Raw genomic sequence first — 23,231 nt, 5'->3', positions numbered from 1 at the left:
ATTTGATCAAAGAGAGGGCAAAAAAATTGCTAAAAAATGTCAATGAACCGCATAAATGGGCAGTTTGCCTCTCGACGACGCAGGGCTGCCTGCCTATTATTTATGGCGGTGTCGTTTTGGCTAACGTTCAGAGGGGAGAGAGATGCGCGCAGCGTTTTTAGTGGGGTGTGCCGCGTTATTATTGTCGGCCTGTAGTAATGAGCCTGTTCAGCAGGCGACGGCAGCGCATGTTGCGCCGGGGTTAAAGGCGGCAATGTCCAGTTCCGGGGACGCTAACTGCGCCATGATTGGCGGGTCGCTCTCTGTTGCCCGTCAGCTTGACGGGTCGGCGATCGGCATGTGCGCATTACCCAACGGCAAACGCTGTAGTGAACAGTCGCTCGCCGCTGGAAGCTGCGGCAGCTATTAATGCACTAAATCAGCCAGTCGGAACATCAGCGTTTGTTCTGCGGTCGCCAGCGTCAACTGGTTAGCCGTTAAGTCGACCTGCGCGCCTTGTTTGAGCATCGCGCTAATGGTGTGATCCAGTTCATTTAACTGCGGGTCGGCGCACATCATACGCGTCATCGCCATGTCTTTGACTTTCAGCTCGCCATCAGACAGCTTGCCCTGGCCGCTGAAGCGGTTGCACATGCGGCCAGAAACCGTCATTTTTTCACCGAAGCTTAACTCCGGGGCGTTCTTACCCGCAGCGACTGGTTTTCCGTTTACACTCTCCAGAACAAAACGGTGATGCTGTAGCTGATCACGGTTAACGGAGACTTTTCCATTGCTGACGCAGCCTGCCATAAGCATGCTGAGTGCAACCAGTGCGACGATCTTCTTCATTAAAACTCTCTACATTTGCTGACGGGAAATCATTCATAATTGTAATGATATAGCCTGGTATATCATCGGGGATTATCTGAAAGTGCTCCCCTGAACGCAGGGGAGCAGAAGGGTCAGAACAGGGCGTTCGGGCAGGTTTCACCTTTTGAGAGCTGTTCCAGATTTTGCAGAGTGGTTTCCGAGATGCTGGTCAACGCTTCCGCGGTCAGGAAAGCCTGGTGCCCGGTGAATAGCACGTTATGGCAGGCAGACAGACGACGGAATACGTCATCCTGAATCACATCGTTGGACTTGTCCTCAAAGAACAGATCGCGTTCGTTTTCATAGACGTCCATCCCCAGTGAACCAATCTTCTGGTTTTTCAGCGCTTCAATTGCCGCCTGCGAATCAATCAACGCCCCACGACTGGTGTTGATCACCATCACCCCGTTTTTCATCTGATCGAACGCGGCATGATTAAGCAAATGGTAGTTTTCAGCTGTCAGCGGGCAATGCAGAGAAATGACATCAGACTCCGCAAACAGCGTCGGCAGATCGACATACTCCACGCCAAGCTCCAGCGCGGCGGCGCTTGGGTAAGGATCAAACGCCAGCAGTCGCATACCAAAACCTTTCAGAATACGCAGCGCGGCGACGCCGATCTTGCCCGTCCCGATCACGCCAGCCGTTTTACCGTGCATGGTAAAACCGGTCAGACCTTCCAGTGAAAAGTTTGCATCACGGGTACGTTGATAAGCGCGATGAATGCGACGGTTCAGCGTCATCATCATACCAATCGCATGTTCGGCGACGGCTTCAGGAGAATAGGCCGGGACGCGCACGACTTGCAGACCCAGCTCTTTTGCGGCGTCCAGATCGACGTTATTGAAGCCAGCGCAACGCAGCGCAATGTATTTTACGCCGTGCTTTTTCAGCTCTTCCAGAACCGGGCGGCTGCCGTCGTCGTTAACGAAGATGCATACCGCCTCGCAACCGTTGGCGGTTTTTGCCGTTTTTTCAGTCAGCAGAAAGTCAAAAAATTCAAGTTCAAAACCAAAGGACTCGTTAACATGTTGCAGGTACTTCTTGTCGTACTGCTTTGTACTGTAAACTGCGAGTTTCATAAGACTTTCTCCAGCGATGGTGGAATAACATTGAATCAATTAAAATTATCTTACAAAATTTAAAAAATAATTGATAGGCGTAACCATGACATAATGAATAATTTTAGAACATCTCTTCTTAAGGCACCTATCATACTAAAATTAAACAACTTTCTTTAACACATATTTCCCTTTCGGTCATTCTGAACCCACGCCTTATCAGTGGGTCAGTTACTCTTCCACAGACTGACGTATTCTTTCTGTAGCGAATCAGTCTGACAGACGTTCGTAACGTCGAACAACCGACAGACATAACCTGCAAACCCTCACTTTCATACGAAATCACCTATCGCTTCAATTGATTGACAAAAATTGATAATTGCTCCGCCCATCGCTCCATTCCATGATGAATTTCATGAACTTTTTCATTTGCTGTGATATTTATCACATTTCTGTAAATTTCACCAATTGTCCTGTCTGGTGTGACCAGCAGTAATTTCCCTTTTATTTTTTGCACTTATTTAAACAGGCGTTGATATGCTCCTGTTATCCCGTTTATCAAGGGATTGTCAAAGGATTCCAAATAAGCATAATTTAACCAAGAAATTAGTTTTGTTATTTTAACTTGAATCCTCGTGATTTTTATTAACACGTTTAATACAAACAAGAGTGGAGGGGTGATATTGCCGTAACTTAATACATACTATTAACAACACAGCATGTTAAATCCTGTCTTATCCGGCTAAGTTAAGTTGGAGGTGTTATTATGACTGCGCGCAGTATCGTAGCGACTTTTTAATGGAATAAAAATGTACGCGATGAATCTGTCGATGAATAAGCCTGGAACAGTAAGCAAGATAACCTTATTGAATAAACCAATTTCAATAACTGAAAATGCCTGCTCTACATGTAGTCTACTGGAGCAGCTTCACAGGTATCCTTCAGCTACTGTCGTAATATATGGGCGGCCGTCTTTATTTTTGAGTTTCTGGCTGCATGTTCGGGAATGTTACCCGTGCGCAGCATTGATATTTAAGCATGGCTATTTTTTGCCTGTGGATGAGACCATTGCTGAGTTTTTTAACTACTTCACTATTGAAGGGAGAAGCGGTGTAAAACACCACGATAAAACAATACAGCGTGTAATTTATTTTCTTCCTCCCGTTTTACTAAGGAAAGAATCTGTTCAGGATACAGCATATCTTACGGATACAGTACCTTTACTTAATGAAATAACACATGCGCGACTTTCTTCCGGGAGGTTATCGAAGCTGTCTAAAAGTGTTCTTGCACTAATACTTTCTGGCTTCAGTCGAGAGATGATAGCAATTAATTTAAAAGTTGGAATCAGGCAAGTCTGGTTGATTGAAAACTTCCTACGCAAAAGATGGCGAATTCCAGATTGTTGTTCTCTGGTTGAGTCTGTTTATTTCTGCAATAGATAAAAATTGTTCCTAATTTTAATTTAAGGGTGTTTACATGCATAAGAATGTTATGGCCTCTATGTTAGGTGTGGTTTTGTTTGGTGCTCTAAGCAATATCAGTTGGGCAGAAGAGCAGATCGATCCCAACAAAACAATTACCAGGGGAGAACTAAATAATGAACTGTTCGAATTAGCCCGATCTCTTTCTCAAAAAGGGGAGAATTATCGAAACGAGGTGGTTAGATATGTAAATGGGCGTGTAAATGATGCTGCAAATACGACGAAAAATTATATTAATGAACAAATTAATGCTCAAAATCGCTCGCTGGCTTCACAGCGGGACGCAATAAATACGGTGAAACAGGACGTGACCGTAAGCGTTGGGAAGGTTAATAAAGAACTGGATGAACAAAAGGATGTTCTGCGCGGCGAAATCGGCCAGGCCAAAGCTGATGCAATTGCACAGGCTGACAATAATGCGAACGTCGTGCGTGGCGAGCTTAAGCAGCAGGGTGATTCCCTGCGTGGTGAAATCGGCAGCGCCAAAAGGGATGCCTACGCACGGGCCGACAGTAATGCAAAAGCCGTGCGTGGCGAGCTTAAGCAGCAGGGTGATTCCCTGCGCGGCGAAATCGGCAGTGTCAAAAAGGATGCTTACGCGCGTATAGACAGCAATACGGAAACTGTTCGTGGCGAGTTTTCTCAGACCAGCAAATATTTATCTGGAAAAATCAATGCTAACCAGTCTGCGGCCAGTAAGAATAGTCGCCGTTTAGATCTTCATGAATCCTGGCAAAAAATGGCGGCAGACAGAATGAATGGTCTGCAAAAACAGATATCTAACAACCGCAAAGAAATTCGTGAAAGTGCAGCTCAGAATGCGGCGCTTGCAGGTTTATTCCAGCCTTATAGCGTGGGTAAATTTAATGCTACTGCGGCATTGGGAGGATATTCAGATAAGCAGGCAGTAGCCGTTGGGATCGGCTACCGCTTTACAGACAATGTTGCAGGTAAAATGGCAGTTGCGGCCGGTGGAGATTCCGTTTCATGGAACACGGGTATTAGTCTGGAGTTCTGATTAAAGCTTACAGCAGGGGGGTATTTTACTCCCTGCTCAGGGAGCAATAATGAAAATTATCGTCGCGACGCATGATTTTTATTTTCAGCAAGGCGCTGAAGTATTATTCAATTCGTGTGAGGCACTTGGCGTTGAACATTTTAACAGCGAAAGAGAAACGTATTTTATTATCTGTGATAATGAGTTCGCCGGACTCATGAGCATACTTTTCTACGGGTATGATTTTTACCTTGCCTGCAAGTCAGAGCCTTGCAATATGAAGCATGGATCTTGTTTGAATGATCAAGGTAAATCATTAACACATAATGAAAGAATTATCGCTTTCCTTTTATACTATAAACACTTTAGTGTAGAGCAAATCGCCAGGGTGAGAGGTCGAAGTAAGAAAACAGTATATTCGCATATTTACAATATCAAGAAAAAAATCGGCTTAAAAAATGGAATGCACCTGCCATTTAAAAGTAACGGCATTGATCGGAATGCTTTTTTTGAACTGATATTTCTCATCTGAGATAAAATCTGGCTGGCATCTCATTATTATCTTCCCGGAGAATATGAATGAAGAATTTCATTAATCGATTTATTCGCTCAGATTACGATATCGTCATTCTTCGCCTGAGCGTTATCGGTGTATTTATGCTGTTTGGTACTTATAAATGGTTTGATTTTGAAGTTATGGCCCTGGAGCCTCTGATTTCATCAACATGGCTCAATATTCTGTATTTGATTTTTGGTGTCCACGGGGGAAGTTATTTCCTTGGCGTTATGGAAACCATTACATTTCTTGCGTTGATCATTGGCTTCGCCCGACCTGGTGTTGGCATATCTGGCGATCTCATTGTTATCACTACAGGAGTAACGACTCTGAGCCTGCTGCCACAACTGGGGAAAATTGACAGCTTCATTATCAAGGATGTTCTCTTGATTGGCGCTGGCGCAGTTTTGCTGAAATATGACCTTACCCGGTATCTGGCATTCAGGAATGGAACATACCGGGTATAAACGCTGCTACAGAATGGCAGGAATGTGAGCCCTGGCAGAGGATCTGCAAATGGTCAGTCCTCTGCGCCTCTGTTTTCCGTAATAAATCAGGAGACTGAGTTAATTCAGTACAAAATGTTTGCCTGACTGCGGATGTGCGCCATCACGGTGAGATGGCAGAAGGATCGGATACTAACGCTCTGTTATATCATCAACTTTATCATTTCTAAGACGACCTCAAAATTGTTGGGTCGCGGCAGAACATCTATCCTTAGTGAGGGCGACGCCTTCAACTGAGCGCCCAAACATGCCACAATACGGGCCTTACCGGCTTAATTTTTGCTAAATCAGGATATTAACTACCCATGAAGGGTAAATACAAAGCCGTTCTCGCGCTACTTTTATTATTGATCCTTATACCGTTAACGCTGCTCATGACGCTTGGCCTGTGGCTTCCTACGCTGGCGGGCATCTGGTTACCGGTTGGTACGCGTATCGCGCTGGATGAAAGCCCGAAACTTACGCGCCACGGCCTGCATATCCCGGAGCTGCGTTATCTGGTGGAGGACTGCCCGTTAGCACGCATGAGCGGCGCGGAACTCACCCATCCCAGCCGCTGGCAGCTGAATATCGGTACGCTTGAACTGGACTCCGCCTGTTTGGCAAAACTCCCTGAATCTGAACCATCGCCCGCAGCGCCGCGCACGCTCGCAGAATGGCAGTCTATGCTGCCTAATACCTGGGTTAATATCGACAGGCTTATTCTTTCTCCCTGGCAGGAATGGCAGGGGAAATTGTCGCTTTCGCTGACGCCAGCCCTCCAACAGATTCGTTATCAGGGCGAGAAGGTCAACTTTCAGGGGCGGCTGCACGGGCAAAACTTCACCGTCAGCCAACTGGAGGTGAGCGCCTTCGAAAATCAGCCCCCTGTAAAACTGGAAGGGGAATTTACGCTACCTCTGGTGCCGGACGGGCTGCCAGTGAACGGACACGCCGTCGCAACGCTGAGCCTGCCGCAGGAACCGTCGCTGGTGGATGCGGAACTGGAGTGGCGGGACAACGCCGGACAGCTGATCGTCATGGCGCGCGGTAACCCGGAGCCGCTGCTCGATCTCCCCTGGCAGGTTACTCGCCAGCAACTTGCCATCAGCGATGGACGCTGGAACTGGCCGTATCAGGGCTTTCCGCTGAGCGGACGTCTGGGGATCAACATTGATAACTGGCAGGCAGGTCTTGAAAATGCGGTGATAAGCGGCCGGTTGAATGTTCTGACGCAAGGCGATGCGGGTAAAGGCAATGCGGTGCTGACGATTGGGCCAGGCAAGCTGAGTATGGATAACAGCGACATGCCCCTGCGTTTAACCGGTGAAGCGAAACAGGATGATCTGATTTTTTATGCGGTACTGCCGACACAGCTCACCGGCAGTCTGGCCGATCCACAACTGACCTTTGAACCCGGCGCGCTGTTGCGTTCTCGTGGCCGGGTGATTGACTCTCTGGATATTGACGAAATTCGCTGGCCGCTGGCTGGCGTAAAAGTCACCCAACGCGGAGTTGATGGCCGATTACAGGCAATTTTACGCGCGCACGAAAATAAGATGGGCGACTTTGTCCTGCATCTTGATGGGCTGGCGGATGATTTTCTTCCCGATGCAGGGCGCTGGCAGTGGCGTTACTGGGGCGAGGGCAGCTTCACCCCGATGAACGCCAGTTGGGATGTCGCCGGGAAAGGAGAATGGCACGACAACACCATCACGCTGACCGACCTGTCCACCGGGTTCGATCAACTGCAATACGGCACGATGACGGTGGCGTCTCCGCGCCTGGTGCTCGATAAACCGATCGTGTGGGTTCGTGATGTCGGGAACCCGACCTTCAGCGGCGCGTTATCGCTGGATGCGGGCAATACCGTGTTCACCGGCGGCAGCGTCTTACCGCCGTCAACGCTCAAATTCAGCGTTGAAGGAACGGACCCAACGGTATTCCAGTTCAAAGGCGACCTGCACGCAGGGGCGATTGGGCCAGTACGGGTAAATGGGCGCTGGGACGGCATTCGTTTACGCGGGCAGGCCTGGTGGCCAAAACAGTCGGTTACGGTCTTCCAGCCCTTGCTGCCTCCTGACTGGAAAATGAATTTGCGCGCAGGCGAACTGTACGCGCAGGTGGCTTTTTCCGCCGCAGAGGAGCAGGGGTTTGAAGCGGGTGGACACGGCGTACTGAAAGGCGGTAGCGCCTGGATGCCGGACAACCAAATCAACGGCGTCGATTTTGTGTTGCCGTTCCGTTTCAGTCAGGGTGCCTGGCAACTGGGGACGCGCGGGCCGGTGTCATTACGCATCGCAGAGGTGGTAAACCAGGTCACCGCGAAAAATATCACGGCCGATCTCCAGGGAAGCTATCCGTGGAGCGAAGAGAATCCTTTATTGCTGAGTGACGTGAGCGTGGATGTGCTGGGCGGCAAAATCATCATGAAACAGCTGCGTATGCCGCAGCACGATCCGGCACTACTGCGGGTGCAAAATGTCTCTTCCAGCGAACTGATCAGCGCGGTGAATCCCAAACAATTTGCGATGTCCGGCCCGGTTAGCGGCGCGCTTCCGCTGTGGCTGAGCAATGAAAAATGGATCATTAAAGACGGCTGGTTAACCAATCCAGGCCCGATGACGCTGCGTATCGATAAAGATACCGCCGATGCGGTCGTCAAAGACAATATGGCGGCAGGCGCGGCAATCAACTGGCTACGCTATATGGAGATTGCCCGTTCGTGGACGAAGATTAATCTGGACAATCTGGGCGTGCTGACCATGCAGGCGACGGTCACGGGTAAAAGCCATGTGGACGGTAAAGTCGGCACGGTTAACCTGAACTATACCCATGAAGAAAATGTCTTTACGCTCTGGCGCAGTTTGCGTTTTGGCGACAACTTACAGGCATGGCTTGAACAAAACACCGCGTTGCCGGAAACCCGTTGCCCGGAAGGCAAGGAATGTGAGGAACAACAATGAAAACGATGATTGCCATGCTGGCGCTCTTCTTACTGGCTGGCTGTACGCCGCGTATTGAAGTTGCAGCGCCGAAGGAACCGATCACCATCAATATGAACGTCAAAATTGAGCATGAAATTCATATCAAGGTTGATAAGGACGTGGAAAGTTTATTGAAGTCACGCAGTGATTTGTTCTGAGGTCATGATGAAAAAACAGCTTAGAGCGACCGTTCTTATCCTGAGTTTATTGAGCTGCAACGCCATCGCGTTGACTCTGAGCGAAGCGAGAACGCAAGGGCGAGTGGGGGAAACGCTTAATGGTTATCTGGTGGCGCTGGCAACCGATCCAGAAACGCGCTCGCTCGTCAGCGAGATTAATAAAGAGCGTAGCGCCAGTTATCAACAGCTGGCGAAAAGCCATCAGATTCCGGTGGATGAGGTGGCGAAAATGGCCGGACAAAAGCTGGTCGACCGTGCAAAACCGGGTGAGTATGTGCAGGGCATTAACGGTAAGTGGCTGAAAAAGTAACTGGCAACAGTGCGTAGCTTCTGCGTATTTTCTGTTTTGTATGATAAAGCGCGATAATTTGCAGGGTAAGTTTCTATACTGTCTGCTCTGAAGCGATATTCAGCAAGAGGGGCAGTTATGGCAAGTCACGGTAATTCAGCGACGTTTTCTCTCGGTTCCCGGCAGGTAAAACGGCTGGGCTATGGGGCAATGCAACTGGCAGGACCTGGTGTATTTGGCCCGCCGAGAGATCGTCACGTCGCGCTGACGGTGCTTCGGGAGGCGATTTCGCTGGGTGTGAATCACATTGATACCAGCGATTTTTACGGCCCGCATGTTACGAACCAAATCATTCGAGAAGCGCTGCATCCGTATCCTGACGATCTGGCGATCGTTACCAAAATTGGCGCCCGTCGCGGGGAAGATGCGTCGTGGTTGCCCGCTTTCTCGCCTGCGGAATTGAAGCAGGCGGTTCACGATAATCTGCGTAATCTCGGACTTGATGTGCTGGATGTGGTCAACCTGCGCGTTATGTTCGGCGACGGTCATGGCCCGCATGAAGGATCTATCGAAGAGAGTTTTAGCGTGCTGGCAGAACTTCAGCAGCAGGGGCTGGTGAAGCATATCGGTCTGAGCAATGTCACTGCGAAACAGGTGGCTGAGGCGAGGAAGATTGCCGAAATTGTTTGCGTGCAGAATGAGTACAACATTGCCCATCGCCAGGATGACGCACTCATTGACGCGCTGGCGGGCGAGGGTATCGCTTATGTGCCGTTCTTCCCACTGGGCGGGTTTACGCCGTTGCAGTCATCAACGCTCTCCGACGTTGCCGCCAGCCTGAATGCGACGCCAATGCAGGTAGCGCTGGCATGGTTGCTGCAACGTTCAGCCAATATCCTGTTAATTCCGGGAACGTCGTCAGTGACGCATTTGCGTGAAAATATGGCGGCAGGGGATTTGCAACTTTCGGATGAGGTTCTTGCGGTGCTGAATGGCATGAATGCCTGATGGAGGTTATCCGGCCTGCGGGAGGATGACACCCCTTGCAGGCCGGATGAGGCAAATAAATCTTATGCAGCAACAACGCTGTCAATCGCCGCTTTGGCATCAGACTGCGCTTTGGCCGCGACTTCCGGGCCGTAAGCAATCCCTTCAGCAAACACGAAGTTCACGTCGGTGATACCAATAAAGCCCAGGAAGACTTTCAGGTACGGCGCGATCAGGTCAGTCGGCGTATCTTTGTGGATACCACCACGGCTGGAGAGAATCACCGCACGTTTACCGGTCACCAGACCTTCCGGCCCTTTCTCGGTGTAACGGAAGGTGACGCCCGCGCGGGCAACCAGGTCAAAATAGTTTTTCAACTGAGTCGGGATGTTGAAGTTGTACATCGGCGCCGCAATGACGATCACATCGTGCGCTTGCAGTTCTGCGATCAGCTCGTCGGACAACGCCAGCGCGTCCTGTTGACGCGGAGTCAGCGGAGCGTCGCTCGGGCGCAGGGCACCCACCAGTTCGCCATCCAGTACCGGAACAGGATTCGCGGCCAGGTCGCGCACGGTGATTGCATCCGCAGGATGCTTTTCGCGCCACTGTTCAACAAAATAATCAGACAACTGACCAGACTGAGAGTACCCTGCCAGAATACTGGATTTAAGAACTAATACTTTGCTCATGGGTGTTTCCTTTTATGTGTTTGAATGGGGTGAGCCCCGTTGCTTGTTGACACTCTATTCACAATCCTGTCGCAGAGATAGCGCAATATATCGAATCCTATGTTCGAAATTATTGAACAACACACGAAAAGCGCCGATGTGGTACTCTATACCAATCATTAAAAAGAGATTTTACCCGGCAGAGCACTGCCCTCTAATGCTATGACAGAACAACAGAAAATCACCTTCGCCGCACTTCAGCAACAGCTGGATACGCTGATGCTGCGTGACAGGCAGCGCTTTGCCCGCCGCCTGCATGGCGTGAAGAAGGTTAAAAAACCTGATGCACAACAGGCCATTCTCCTGGAGATGGCGAAAGAGATTGAACAGGCAGCAGGTAAAATTGTGCTGCGCGAAGCCGCCAGACCGGAAATAACGTATCCAGAAAACCTGCCTGTCAGCCAGAAAAAACAGGCCATCCTGGAGGCCGTTCGCGACCACCAGGTGGTGATTGTGGCGGGGGAGACCGGCTCTGGTAAAACCACGCAATTGCCGAAAATTTGTATGGAGCTGGGGCGCGGTATTAAAGGGCTGATCGGCCATACGCAGCCGCGTCGTCTGGCGGCGCGTACCGTTGCCAACCGTATTGCCGAAGAGTTGCAAACGGAACCGGGCGGCTGCATCGGTTATAAAGTCCGTTTCAGCGATCACGTCAGCGACAACACGATGGTCAAGCTGATGACGGACGGTATCCTGCTGGCGGAAATCCAGCAGGACAGGCTGCTGATGCAGTACGACACCATCATCATTGATGAAGCGCACGAGCGCAGCCTGAATATCGACTTTCTGCTTGGCTACCTGAAAGAGCTGTTGCCGCGTCGCCCGGATCTGAAAATCATCATCACCTCCGCGACCATCGACCCGGAGCGCTTCTCGCGTCATTTTAACAATGCGCCGATCATTGAAGTTTCCGGCAGAACGTACCCGGTTGAAGTGCGCTATCGTCCGATTGTCGAAGAAGCGGACGATACCGAGCGCGATCAGCTTCAGGCTATTTTTGACGCGGTGGATGAACTGGGGCGTGAAAGTCCCGGCGATATCCTGATCTTTATGAGCGGCGAGCGTGAAATCCGCGATACCGCCGATGCGCTCAATAAACTCAATTTGCGCCATACCGAAGTATTGCCGCTGTATGCACGCCTCTCTAACAGCGAGCAGAACCGCGTGTTCCAGTCGCACAGCGGACGTCGCATCGTGCTGGCGACTAACGTGGCGGAAACCTCGCTGACCGTACCGGGCATTAAGTACGTTATCGATCCCGGCACCGCGCGCATCAGTCGCTACAGCTACCGCACCAAAGTGCAGCGGCTGCCGATTGAACCGGTTTCACAGGCTTCCGCTAACCAGCGTAAAGGCCGCTGTGGACGTGTGTCGGAAGGGATCTGCATCCGCCTGTATTCGGAAGATGACTTCCTGTCGCGCCCGGAATTTACCGACCCGGAGATTCTGCGTACCAACCTGGCTTCGGTTATTTTGCAAATGACGGCGCTGGGGCTGGGCGATATCGCCGCATTCCCGTTTGTTGAAGCGCCGGATAAACGCAACATTCAGGACGGCGTGCGTCTGCTGGAAGAGCTTGGGGCGATTACGACCGATGAGCAGCAAACGGCTTATAAACTGACGCCTTCAGGCCGCCAGTTGTCGCAGCTGCCGGTAGACCCACGTCTGGCGCGGATGGTGCTGGAAGCGCAGAAACACGGCTGCGTGCGTGAGGCGATGATCATCACCTCCGCGCTGTCTATTCAGGACCCGCGTGAGCGCCCGATGGATAAACAGCAGGCGTCCGATGAGAAGCACCGTCGTTTCCATGATAAAGAGTCTGACTTCCTCGCCTTTGTGAATCTGTGGAATTACCTCGGCGAGCAGCAGAAAGCGCTGTCGTCGAACCAGTTCCGCCGCCTGTGCCGCACCGATTACCTGAACTATCTGCGCGTGCGCGAATGGCAGGATATCTACACCCAATTGCGCCAGGTGGTGAAAGAGCTGGGTATTCCGGTAAACAGCGAACCGGCGCAATACCGTGAAGTGCATATCGCGCTGCTGACCGGGCTGCTGTCGCATATCGGGATGAAAGATGCCGACAAGCAGGAGTATACCGGCGCGCGTAACGCCCGTTTCTCCATCTTCCCGGGTTCCGGTTTGTTCAAGAAGCCGCCGAAGTGGGCGATGGTCGCAGAACTGGTGGAAACCAGCCGCCTGTGGGGGCGCATTGCGGCGCGCATCGATCCCGAGTGGGTGGAACCGGTTGCCCAGCATCTGATTAAGCGTTCTTACAGCGAACCGCACTGGGAACGGGCGCAGGGCGCGGTGATGGCGACGGAGAAAGTGACCGTGTACGGTCTGCCGATAGTGGCCGCGCGCAAGGTGAATTACAGCCAGATCGACCCGGCGCTGTGTCGCGAGTTGTTTATTCGTCATGCGCTGGTAGAGGGCGACTGGCAGACGCGCCACGCCTTCTTCCGCGACAACCTGAAGCTGCGTGCGGAAGTGGAAGAGCTGGAGCACAAATCGCGTCGCCGCGACATTCTGGTCGATGATGAGACGCTGTTTGAGTTCTACGACCAGCGCATCAGTCATGATGTGATCTCCGCGCGCCACTTCGACAACTGGTGGAAAAAAGTCAGCCGCGAAACGCCGGATCTGCTCAACTTTGAAAAGAGTATGCTCATCAAAGAGGGCGCGGAAAAAATCAGCAAGCTGGATTACCCGAACTTCTGGCACCAGGGAAATCTTAAGCTGCGGCTGAGCTATCAGTTTGAACCGGGCGCCGACGCCGACGGCGTCACCGTCCATATCCCGCTTCCGTTGTTAAACCAGGTGGAAGAGTCCGGGTTTGAATGGCAAATTCCAGGTCTGCGCCGAGAGCTGGTGATTGCGCTGATTAAATCGCTGCCGAAACCGGTACGACGGAACTTTGTTCCGGCGCCGAACTATGCCGAAGCGTTTTTAGGTCGCGTAACGCCGCTGGAGCTACCGTTGCTGGATGCGCTGGAGCGTGAATTGCGGCGGATGACCGGCGTGACGGTAGATCGCGAAGACTGGCACTGGGATCAGGTGCCCGATCATCTGAAGATCACCTTCCGCGTGGTGGATGACAAAAACAAGAAGTTGCAGGAAGGGCGCGCTTTGCAGGGGCTGAAAGAGGCGCTGAAAGGGAAAGTCCAGGAGACGCTCTCGGCGGTGGCTGATGACGGCATCGAGCAGAGTGGGCTGCACATCTGGAGTTTCGGTCAGCTGCCGGAAAGCTATGAGCAGAAACGCGGCAATTACAAAGTGAAGGCGTGGCCTGCGCTGGTAGATGAGCGTGATAGCGTCGCCATCAGGCTGTTCGACAATCCGCTGGAGCAACAACAGGCAATGTGGTGCGGTTTACGCCGCTTGCTGCTGCTGAATATTCCGTCGCCGATTAAGTATCTGCACGAAAAGCTGCCGAACAAAGCCAAGCTCGGTCTGTACTTTAACCCGTATGGCAAAGTGCTGGAGTTGATTGACGACTGTATCTCCTGCGGCGTGGACAAGCTGATTGACGCCAATGGCGGCCCGGTATGGACGGAAGAGGCTTTTGCCGCACTGCATGAGAAGGTGCGCGCTGAGCTGAACGACACCGTTGTCGATATCGCGAAGCAGGTCGAGCAGATCCTGACCGCCGTGTTCACGATCAACAAACGTCTGAAAGGACGTGTGGATATGACGATGGCGCTGGGGCTGTCTGATATCAAAGCGCAAATGGGCGGGCTGGTGTATCGCGGTTTTGTCACCGGCAACGGCTTTAAGCGCCTCGGCGATACGCTGCGCTATTTGCAGGCGATTGAAAAACGGCTGGAGAAACTGGCGGTTGATCCGCACCGTGACAGGGCGCAGATGCTGAAAATCGAAAGCGTGCAGCAGGCCTGGCAGCAGTGGATTAACAAGCTGCCGCCAGCCCGCCGTGATGACGACGACGTCAAAGAAATCCGCTGGATGATTGAGGAGCTGCGCGTCAGCTACTTTGCACAACAGCTCGGCACGCCGTACCCGATCTCCGATAAGCGCATTTTACAGGCGATGGAGCAAATCAGCCTGTAGCTCCATGCTCAGCTCAGGCAGGAGATACCTTCGGGTATCTTCTCCTGCGGGGCGGCGCACTTTAGCCTGTCATAAAGCAGCGCAATGTCTTTTTCGAATGCCGTATCTTGCGGCCAGACCAGATAGTAGCCTTCTCCGGTTGCCACTGCTTCATTGAACGGAAGGGTGAGCAGACCGCTTTTTACCGCCTCCAGACTGAGCAGCAGATCGCCCACGGAGACGCCATGCCCCCTTATCGCCGCCTGATTTCCCTGTTCCAGCGTGTCGAACACTTTTCCCCGACGGGTATTCAGCCCGTTAAATTTACCGCTGCGTGCCAGCCATCGCGTCCAGTCGCGCCGGTCCGGCGAAGGATGAATAAGCTCGCAGTCGGCAATGTTTTCTCGTACCTGTTCAAGCAGCGCAGGGGCGCATATTGGGATCAGCCACTCTTTAAAAAGCAGCCTGCTTTGCGTGCCGGAACCAAAATGACCGTTGCCTAACAGGATGGCGCAGTGAAAGGGTTCGCGATTGAAATTCACCGTATCGGTGTCCATCCAGACGCTGGAAAGCTCCACGTTAAGCGAGGGCTCCTGCTGATGTACGCTGTTCAGCACGTCCAGCAACCAGCCCATTGTCAGGGTTGAGGGCGCCTTTAAGCGCAGACCGTGCTGCTGGTTGCGAAACGCGGAGCAGGCGTTTTCCAGCGTCCGAAAGCCTGCGGCCAGCTGCTCCGCCAGCGCGCGTCCCGCTTCCGTTACCTCAACCTGCGGGCCGTTGCGGTGAAACAGCGGGCAGTCAAATCTTGTCTCCAGGGTACGGATGTGTCTGCTGATCGCGCCCGGAGTGACGTTCAGCGCGTCAGCGGCTTTGCTGAATGATCCGAGGCGGGCGGCGGCTTCAAAAGCGCGCAGGGCATACAGTGGCGGCAGAGTCATGGCGATACGCTATTGTGAGTTTTACTCACATTAAATAGCAGTTTTATTCGTTTTTCAAATGTCATCGCTCGCTGAATAATGCCGGGAGTTTCCGGGCCTGTGTGCGTTATGAAGGAGAAAAGGCGTTGATTAATCTGACATTGCTGAGTGCGTATAGTTTATCGGTTTTACTGTTGCTGGTCACGCCCGGCCCGGTGGTTGCGCTGGTAACCGGAACGGCGGCCCGGCACGGTGCGCGTAAAGCCTTTGCGACGGTGATCGGAACGAACAGCGCCTCTCTGGTGCTGATTATCCTGGCGGCGCTGATGCTGGCCGGGGTGGTGTCGATCTCCGGTTTGTTTCTGTCTTTGCTGGGGATCGCAGGGTCGTTGTATATCGGCTACGGCGCGTTAATCAGCCTGCGGGCGGGGAATCCGCAGGCAAATGCGCAAGAAAACACGGTCGCTGCGGGCGACGGCGGGGTGATCCGGGGATTTATTACCGGCATTTCAAATCCGAAAGACATCCTTTTCTTTGTCGCTTTCTTCCCTCAGTTTATTGCGGTGACGCAGAACTTCGCCGCCAGCATTATGACGCTGACGGTGGTGTGGATCATTTTTGATTTTGCTGTTTTATCGCTGTACATCCTGCTCATCAATAAATGGTTGTCACCGCATCACAGCAGGCGTATTGGGCTGGCGTCATCGCTGTTTTTGCTGGTGGTATCGCTGTCTGGCATGGTCTATAACGTCCGCGAAATCATTCACCACTTGCCGTACGGATGACGTCAGACTGACCAGCCGCCGCCCAGCGCTTTGTAGAGATCAATCTGCGCCAGCAGCAGATTGTTTTTCACCTGCACCACATTGGTTTGCACTGAGAACAGCGTGCGCTGGGCGTCCAGTACATCCAGATAAGACGAATAGCCATTGCGATAGCGATTCTGGGCGATGCGCAATGTTTCCTGCGCCACATCCTGCTGCGCCTGTAATTCACTGAGCTGTTCCTGATAGCGGGTGATGGCGTCGAGGCTATCGTTTACCTCTCTGAAGGCGTTACGCACGGTTTTTTCATAACTGTACAGCGCCTGATTACGCTGGGACTGGGAAATATCAACCTGCGCATTCAATGCCTGACGATTAAGCAGAGGGGCGAGAATGCTGCCGCCAATACTCCATAAGCGGAGCGGGTCGTCAAGCAGACCGGGAAGCGTGCGATCCTGCACCGATCCGGTCGCTGTCAGGTTGATCGACGGCAGCAGGCTGGAGCGAGAGGCGGCAAGCGTCGCATCGGTCGCAATAAGCTGTCTCTCGGCCTGCACAACATCAGGACGGCGGTTGAGCAACGAAGAGGGCAACTGTGACGGCAACGTTAAGGGCGTCAGCGCATCAAAACGGTCGCTACGGGCCAGCCGCGTCGGGTTGCTGCCCAGCAGAAGACTCAGCGCGTTTTCCTGTTGTGCGATCTGGTGCTCAAGCAGGGGAATTTGCGCGCGCGTCGAGCGAAGCTCAGAATCCGACTGCATCAATTCCAGGCGCGAGCTGTAGCCTGTTTCATATTGCCGTTTTGCCAGATTCCAGGCTTCTTCACGCGATTTCAGCGTCGATTTTGTCACGTTGAGCTGCTCATCCAGCGCCAGCAGCGTGACATAACCGGACGCAACGGACGAGGCAACGGTCAGATCGGCGGCGGCCGCCGCCGCTTTTTGCGCCGCCAGCGAGGCCTGCGCCGCACTGGCGGTGCTGCGATTAACGCCCCAGATATCGACATCGTAGCTTGCCGTCAGGCTGCCCTTATACAACGTACTGTAGATCGGAAGTCCGGTTGCCGCAGACTGCGTTCGCGCCCGCGCTCCGCTAACGCCCGCATCCAGCGAGGGGAACAGGCTGCCTTCGGCGGCATAGACCCTGGCCTGGTATTCATTTACCCGTTCGCGGGCAATCAGCACGTCACTGTTATTTTGCAGCGCCTGATCGACATAACGATTCAGATGACTGTCGTGAAAATTTCTCCACCATACCTGTTCTGTTGCGCTGGCGGGGCCGGTGGCGGTTCGCCAGGCGGCGGGGATTTGCAAAGACGGTTTTGCGGGTGCCACATCAACCGACTGACAGCCACTGAGCAGCAGGGCGAACAGCAAAGCGGCAACGGGACGGCGCGTCATTGTTTCGCCTCCCGGGTATCGATATGTACCTGCACCGACATACCCGGACGCAATCGCGCAATCTCCTCCGGTTTACCCAACACCTCTACCCGAACCGGAATACGCTGGGCGATTTTGACAAAGTTGCCGGTCGCGTTGTCCGGCGTAATGGCGCTGAACTCCACGCCGGTTGCCGGAGAAATGCTCTCCACCCGGCCTTCATAAACCCGATCATTCAGCGCATCGACGGTAAACCGTACCGGCTGACCCACGCGCAGCTCCGCCAGTTGCGTCTCTTTAATATTGGCGATAACCCAGTGCTGCGGCGGCACCAGCGTGGTGAGATGCGTTCCGGCGGTGACATACGCGCCGAGGCGGACGGCAATCTGCCCAAGCTGGCCGTCGCGCGGCGCGACAATGCGGGTATTTTGCAGATCGATCTGCGCCAGTTCTAACGCTGCGCGGGCATTTTCAACGTCGGCTTCCAGCGCTCCCCGGTTGACGATTACCGTTTGTAAATCCTGTCGTGACATCTCCAGCGTGGCTTTCGCCTGGTCGATATCCGCGCTGCCTTGCGCCGCGCTGGCCAGCGCCGCATCGCGTTCACGAATCGACAGCGAACCGTCGGCGGTGAGATCTTTCACGCGTTTCAAATCTGCCTGGGTTTTCAAACTTTGCGCTTTGGCGTTCTTCAGTACCGCTTCATTGCGCGCAATCACGGCTTCGGCGCTTTTACGCTGTTGCAGGTTGTTATTTAACGCGGCAATTTTCATGGCCAGCTGTGTTTCGGCCTGATGGACACGCTGGCGATAAATACGGTCGTCGATCTGCATCAGCAGTTCGCCTTTTTTCACCTGCACAAAGTCCTGCACATTCACCTGCGTGATATATCCATTCACCTGCGGGCTAATAAAGGTGGTTTGTCCACGCACATAGGCGTTATCCGTAAATTGCGTATGGCGGGTAAACGGCGGTAATTGCCAGGCGTAGAGGATCACCAGAACCCCGACGAGGCCAATGGCGGCAGCGGCAAAAATTGACACCACACGGAGATTGTTTCGGGTATTTGCCTGCTCTTTGGCGGCATCCTGCTGACTCATAGCGGCTCCTGAGGTAAAGCGATAAACATAATTTTCATCTGTTACTTGGTTCCGGTGGCTTTTTTCAGCGCCATCCGGGCGGTAATACGCAGTCGCAGCAAGCGCCATAAAATCCAGATTAGCGTAGCGGCGGCAATGCTGGCCGTCAGTAAATAAGTATCGTTATAGGCGAGGATATTTGCCTCAAGCGACGTAACGGTTTGTAGCTGGGCGATCGCCTGGGTGTTCAGCAATGCGCTGTCGCCAATCAGGCTTTTGTACATCTGGCTGTACATCTGTAGACGCTCATTCACCAGCGGATTTAGCGTGGTGAGCTGATCGGCCAGCAGGCTGGAGTGATATTTTTCACGCCAGGTCTGGAACGTGCCGAGAATGGCGGAGCCCAGCAGACCGCCGATGTTCTGACTCATCCCAAATAAGACGGAAAAACTGACCAGGTTGCGCGGATCGGCGATGACGCCGCCGATACCCGCCAGCATTGCCGGGGCAAGGAAAAACGCGCTGCCAAAACCGAGTAAGAATTGGCTGACCATTAACTGGTCGGGGCGCGTCAGGTTTGTGGAGTGGCTGTCGAGCAGCGAGGCGACGATCATCAATGCCAGCGACGTAATCACGGGCCAGGCCAGCCGCGTCGGTTTAATCGTCAGGCAACTGGTGATGATGCCGCACACAATGCCAGCGAAAATTGACCAGGCCAGATGCGTCATTTGCTCATTCTGTAAGCCAGCGTATTGCAGCCAGCCAATTACGCCGGTGTTTTGCTCCGCCAGCACAATGCGGATCAGCAACATAATCAGCCCCAGGCGGAGAATACTGCCGCTGGAGAGCCAGCGCGTATTCAACAGCGGATTGCTGCGGTTATGCTCGAACACAATTGCGCTGATGATGAGTACCGTCGCCAGCGCCAGAGACCAGCCAATCCAGGGCGCTTCAAACCACCAGTCCAGTCGCCCCAGCGACAGCACGGCACAGACCAGCGCCATGCCGGGCGCGAGCAGAATAAAAGTAATAAAGTCTTTCTTTTCAAAAACCTTACGTCTGTCGCCGGGAGGCAGTTTTAAGGCGATGACGCAGCCCAGCGAAACCAGCGCCAGTCCCAGCTCAAAGAAGTACAGGCCGCGCCACTCATCCAGTTGCAGCAGTTCGGTAGAGAACAACCGGGCGAGGGGAATAGCCAGCGACGACCCGGTAATACCGATCGTTAACGCTTTCAGACGGTGTTTCGCAGGCCAGGCCTGTATCTGATAATAAATACCCAGCGAACTGAGCGCGGCGGCGACCATACCGTGCGCCGCGCGTACCATTAGCGCGGAACTCAGATCGTTGACGAAGAGGTGAAAAAAGGTGACCAGCACATACAGCACCAGAAAACCTTCGGTAAATGCCCGCAGACCAAACTGCTGGCGAAATTTCACCAGCAGCAGGTTAATTGAGACATTGGTCATGACATAAACGGCAGGCAGCCAGGCGATCTCCGTCGACCAGGCGGCAAAGGTGCCCTGTAAATTTTGCAGATTCGCGGTCACGACCGCGTTCCCGAGTGCGCCGGTCAGACACACCAGCAGGCCGACCACGCCGTAGGCGATGCGTTTCGGCGTGCTGTGAATGGGAGTCGAAGGTGAGCCTAACAGCGCGGGCTTTTCGTGAGGCTGCCACTCGCGAGGAGCATAAGGATCGCGTTGGGGCAGGCGCATAACGTCGTATACCTTTGTATTATTTTAATGGTTAGCGGGCTAATGATTCTACGTCTGACGTAAACCATAATTCAAGTGAATATGAAAACGCCCGGTAAATCAAATATTCATTGCCGTTAAGCCGGGATTTTCTCTCATTGAACGTTGTTTGACATCAACGCTTTATCTCACCCTCGCACCACAGGATAATCAGCGGATCGTCTTTCGGAGTGATCTGGTACTCACCAGAAGCCACTCCGGTACTCTGCAAGGAACACAGGAGGAAGAACCATGAGAATGAGACCGTTTCCGGCATTATCCAGTACAACGCTGGAAGCAGCGAACACGCTGGGGCATTGGCTGGCCCAAAATGACTTCTCTGGTGACGCGCCGTATCAGGCTGACTGCGTTGTGCTGGCGGGGAATGCCGTCATCCCGGCGATAGACGCCGCCTGCAACATAGCGAAAGCGCAGCAGATCCCGCTGTTGATCAGCGGCGGCATCGGCCATTCCACCACGTTTCTCTATGCCGCCATCGCCGGGCACCCGCGCTACAACACCATACGCACCACCGGGCGTACGGAAGCCAAAATCCTCGCGGATATCGCTCATCAGTTCTGGCAGATCCCGACGGAGAACATTTGGCCAGAAGACAAGTCAACAAACTGCGGTGAGAACGCGCAGTTTAGCTGCGCCCTGATTAGTCAGGTATCGGCGCCCATTAACACCGCCATTATCGTACAGGACCCGACAATGCAACGCCGGACGATGGCGACGTTCCGCCGCGTCACCTGCGACGATCCCGATTCGCCCCGCTGGTTGAGCTATCCTGGTATTGTCCCGACGCTGTGCCAGCACGATGACGGCGTGGATTTTGCCGGAGAACAGAAGGGGTTGTGGTCCGTGGATCGCTATCTCTCCCTGATTGCGGGAGAGCTTCCGCGCTTACGGGATGATGAAACCGGCTACGGGCCGCGTGGCCGCGACTTTATTGTGCACGTTGATATTCCCGCTGACGTTGAGGCGGCGTGGCAGACGCTGCAAAATGACGCTGACCTGATTGAGACCATGAACAGTCGTTCGTTGCGTTAATGTTACTTTCTTGCCCGTTTGCGGAAATTTACGCTCAAACGGGCAAACTCTCTCCCCGATATCGCCCCTCTGACAGAACCTTCCTGGCTGCTTTTATGAAGCACATCACAAAACCAGCACCGCAGACGACCCTGAGAACATGTGATTGTTATTACTTAACAATGATTTTACTTGTTAAAAACAATTCAATTACAGGAGCAGCGCATGTCCGCACCCGTACAACACCCGATGTATATCAATGGTCAATTTGTTAGCTGGCAGGGAGACGCATGGATTGATGTGGTGAATCCTGCCACCGAAGAACTGCTCTCCCGTATTCCTGATGGCGGCGCGCAAGAGGCGCGTCAGGCCATTGACGCCGCTGCGCGCGCTCAGCCGGAATGGGAGGCGCTGCCTGCGATTGAACGCGCGGGGTGGCTGAGAAAGATCGCGGCAGGGATTCGTGAGCGGGCAGAAGAGATCAGCGCGCTGATTGTCGCGGAAGGCGGAAAAATCCAGCAGCTGGCGCAGGTGGAAGTCGCGTTCACCGCCGACTACATCGAATATATGGCCGAGTGGGCGCGCCGTTATGAAGGCGAGATCCTGCAAAGCGACCGCCCCGGAGAAAATATTCTGGTCTTTAAACGCGCGCTGGGCGTCACCACCGGGATTCTGCCGTGGAACTTTCCGTTCTTTTTGATTGCCCGGAAGCTCGCTCCGGCGTTGTTGACCGGGAATACCATCGTCATTAAACCCAGCGAATTTACGCCAAACAATGCCATTGCTTTCGCGCAGATCGTGCATGACATCGGCTTACCGAAAGGCGTATTCAACCTGGTGCTGGGACGCGGTGAAACGGTTGGGCAGGAGCTGGCGGGGAACCCGAAAGTCGCGATGGTGAGCATGACCGGCAGCGTGGTCGCCGGCGAGAAAATTATGGCGGCGGCAGCGAAAAACATCACTAAAGTTTGCCTGGAACTGGGCGGGAAAGCCCCGGCAATCGTGATGGACGATGCGGATCTTGAGCTGGCCGTGAAAGCGATTGTGGATTCCAGAGTGATCAACACCGGGCAGGTCTGTAACTGTGCTGAGCGCGTTTATGTACAAAAAGGGATTTACGATCGCTTTGTGAATCGTCTGGGCGAGGCGATGAAAGCGGTTCAGTTTGGCGATCCGGCACAGCGTGATGACATCGCAATGGGGCCGCTGATTAACGCTGCCGCGCTGGAGCGGGTAGAGCAGAAAGTGGCGCGTGCCGTACAGGAAGGCGCTCGCGTGGCGTTGGGCGGCAAGGTCGTGGAGGGCAAAGGTTATTATTATCCACCGACGCTGCTGCTGGACGTTCGCCAGGAGATGACCATCATGCATGAGGAGACATTTGGCCCCGTGCTACCGGTTGTGGCGTTTGATACGCTGGAAGAGGCGCTGGAGATGGCGAACGACAGCGATTACGGTCTGACATCGTCTGTATATACGCAAAACCTGAATGTTGCGATGAAGGCGATCGGCGGGCTGAAATTCGGCGAGACCTACATCAATCGCGAAAACTTTGAGGCGATGCAGGGATTCCATGCTGGCTGGCGCAAGTCAGGTATTGGCGGGGCGGATGGCAAACACGGTCTGAACGAGTATCTGCAAACGCAGGTGGTCTATTTGCAGTCCTGATGTGGCAGGCCGGGGT

Annotated in this window: 19 protein-coding genes; 12 read left to right on the top strand and 7 right to left on the bottom strand. The window is 53.3% G+C overall.

Annotated elements, in window-relative coordinates:
• The first annotated feature begins 142 nt into the window (after positions 1-142).
• Entirely contained in the window at positions 143-409 is a 267-nt protein-coding gene (locus OGV79_RS15495; RefSeq protein WP_286449556.1) for a putative hemolysin, read from the top strand.
• On the opposite strand, the gene hslJ is transcribed toward OGV79_RS15495, so the two are convergent.
• Complete coding sequence (gene hslJ, locus OGV79_RS15490; RefSeq protein ID WP_012132303.1) at positions 406-828, bottom strand: heat shock protein HslJ; 423 nt, start codon at positions 826-828, stop codon at positions 406-408. The genes OGV79_RS15495 and hslJ overlap by 4 nt on opposite strands.
• 113 nt (positions 829-941) lie before the next feature.
• A complete protein-coding gene (gene ldhA, locus OGV79_RS15485) occupies positions 942-1,931 on the bottom strand; it encodes a D-lactate dehydrogenase (protein ID WP_012132304.1) in 990 nt (329 codons plus the stop codon).
• 1,458 nt (positions 1,932-3,389) lie between these two features.
• Here ldhA and OGV79_RS15480 point away from each other — a divergent pair.
• The 7 genes from OGV79_RS15480 to OGV79_RS15450 all read left to right on the top strand — a co-directional run bounded on the left by OGV79_RS15480 (position 3,390) and on the right by OGV79_RS15450 (position 9,895).
• Positions 3,390-4,412, top strand: coding sequence for a YadA-like family protein (locus OGV79_RS15480; RefSeq protein WP_286468679.1), 1,023 nt, complete (start codon positions 3,390-3,392; stop codon positions 4,410-4,412).
• Positions 4,413-4,461: 49 nt separating this feature from the next.
• The gene (locus tag OGV79_RS15475; protein ID WP_012132308.1) at positions 4,462-4,923 is read left to right on the top strand and encodes a helix-turn-helix transcriptional regulator; all 462 of its coding nucleotides are present in this window, start codon (positions 4,462-4,464) and stop codon (positions 4,921-4,923) included.
• Between the two features lie 47 nt (positions 4,924-4,970).
• The gene (locus OGV79_RS15470) at positions 4,971-5,414 is read left to right on the top strand and encodes a DUF417 family protein (protein WP_012132309.1); all 444 of its coding nucleotides are present in this window, start codon (positions 4,971-4,973) and stop codon (positions 5,412-5,414) included.
• Between the two features lie 344 nt (positions 5,415-5,758).
• On the top strand, positions 5,759-8,398 hold the full coding sequence (locus tag OGV79_RS15465; RefSeq protein ID WP_286468678.1) for a YdbH family protein: 2,640 nt from the start codon (positions 5,759-5,761) through the stop codon (positions 8,396-8,398).
• Entirely contained in the window at positions 8,395-8,577 is a 183-nt protein-coding gene (locus OGV79_RS15460) for a YnbE family lipoprotein (RefSeq protein ID WP_012132311.1), read from the top strand. Before OGV79_RS15465 ends, OGV79_RS15460 begins: the two co-directional genes overlap by 4 nt.
• A 7-nt stretch (positions 8,578-8,584) precedes the next feature.
• Positions 8,585-8,908, top strand: coding sequence for a YdbL family probable chaperone protein (locus OGV79_RS15455; protein WP_024130313.1), 324 nt, complete (start codon positions 8,585-8,587; stop codon positions 8,906-8,908).
• A 117-nt stretch (positions 8,909-9,025) separates the two neighbouring features.
• Positions 9,026-9,895 (top strand): aldo/keto reductase family oxidoreductase, encoded by an 870-nt coding sequence (locus OGV79_RS15450; RefSeq protein WP_012132313.1) that lies wholly within the window; start codon positions 9,026-9,028, stop codon positions 9,893-9,895.
• A gap of 62 nt (positions 9,896-9,957) precedes the next feature.
• Here OGV79_RS15450 and azoR read toward each other — a convergent pair whose 3' ends face one another.
• Positions 9,958-10,563 (bottom strand): FMN-dependent NADH-azoreductase, encoded by a 606-nt coding sequence (azoR, locus tag OGV79_RS15445; RefSeq protein WP_012132314.1) that lies wholly within the window; start codon positions 10,561-10,563, stop codon positions 9,958-9,960.
• 201 nt (positions 10,564-10,764) lie between these two features.
• Between azoR and hrpA the strand changes: the two genes are divergently transcribed.
• Positions 10,765-14,667: an ATP-dependent RNA helicase HrpA gene (gene hrpA / locus OGV79_RS15440; RefSeq protein ID WP_047463604.1), complete on the top strand. Its 3,903-nt coding sequence runs from the start codon at positions 10,765-10,767 to the stop codon at positions 14,665-14,667.
• 8 nt (positions 14,668-14,675) lie between these two features.
• Here the strand turns inward: hrpA and OGV79_RS15435 are convergent, their stop codons facing one another.
• The gene (locus OGV79_RS15435) at positions 14,676-15,584 is read right to left on the bottom strand and encodes a LysR family transcriptional regulator (RefSeq protein WP_199975824.1); all 909 of its coding nucleotides are present in this window, start codon (positions 15,582-15,584) and stop codon (positions 14,676-14,678) included.
• A 128-nt stretch (positions 15,585-15,712) separates the two neighbouring features.
• Between OGV79_RS15435 and OGV79_RS15430 the strand changes: the two genes are divergently transcribed.
• A complete protein-coding gene (locus tag OGV79_RS15430) occupies positions 15,713-16,348 on the top strand; it encodes a LysE family translocator (protein WP_071259026.1) in 636 nt (211 codons plus the stop codon).
• Between the two features lie 2 nt (positions 16,349-16,350).
• On the opposite strand, the gene OGV79_RS15425 is transcribed toward OGV79_RS15430, so the two are convergent.
• From OGV79_RS15425 to OGV79_RS15415, 3 genes are read right to left on the bottom strand one after another with little or no spacing between them, the layout of a single operon-like run.
• The gene (locus OGV79_RS15425) at positions 16,351-17,727 is read right to left on the bottom strand and encodes an efflux transporter outer membrane subunit (RefSeq protein WP_199975823.1); all 1,377 of its coding nucleotides are present in this window, start codon (positions 17,725-17,727) and stop codon (positions 16,351-16,353) included.
• Complete coding sequence (locus OGV79_RS15420; protein ID WP_286468677.1) at positions 17,724-18,806, bottom strand: HlyD family secretion protein; 1,083 nt, start codon at positions 18,804-18,806, stop codon at positions 17,724-17,726. Before OGV79_RS15420 ends, OGV79_RS15425 begins: the two co-directional genes overlap by 4 nt.
• Before the next feature lie 41 nt (positions 18,807-18,847).
• A complete protein-coding gene (locus OGV79_RS15415; RefSeq protein ID WP_049011895.1) occupies positions 18,848-20,500 on the bottom strand; it encodes an MFS transporter in 1,653 nt (550 codons plus the stop codon).
• A 270-nt stretch (positions 20,501-20,770) separates the two neighbouring features.
• Between OGV79_RS15415 and OGV79_RS15410 the strand changes: the two genes are divergently transcribed.
• Together OGV79_RS15410 and aldA are read left to right on the top strand one after the other, a co-directional pair.
• The gene (locus OGV79_RS15410; RefSeq protein WP_114847884.1) at positions 20,771-21,571 is read left to right on the top strand and encodes a YdcF family protein; all 801 of its coding nucleotides are present in this window, start codon (positions 20,771-20,773) and stop codon (positions 21,569-21,571) included.
• A 204-nt stretch (positions 21,572-21,775) separates the two neighbouring features.
• Positions 21,776-23,215: an aldehyde dehydrogenase gene (gene aldA, locus OGV79_RS15405; protein ID WP_286468676.1), complete on the top strand. Its 1,440-nt coding sequence runs from the start codon at positions 21,776-21,778 to the stop codon at positions 23,213-23,215.
• The last annotated feature ends 16 nt before the right edge of the window (positions 23,216-23,231 follow it).

This window comes from Citrobacter sp. CK185 (assembly GCF_030333565.1).
GTDB lineage: Bacteria > Pseudomonadota > Gammaproteobacteria > Enterobacterales > Enterobacteriaceae > Citrobacter_B > Citrobacter_B koseri.
The sequence above is the reverse complement of the archived record's forward strand: the minus strand, read 5'-3'. Positions and strand labels throughout refer to the sequence as shown.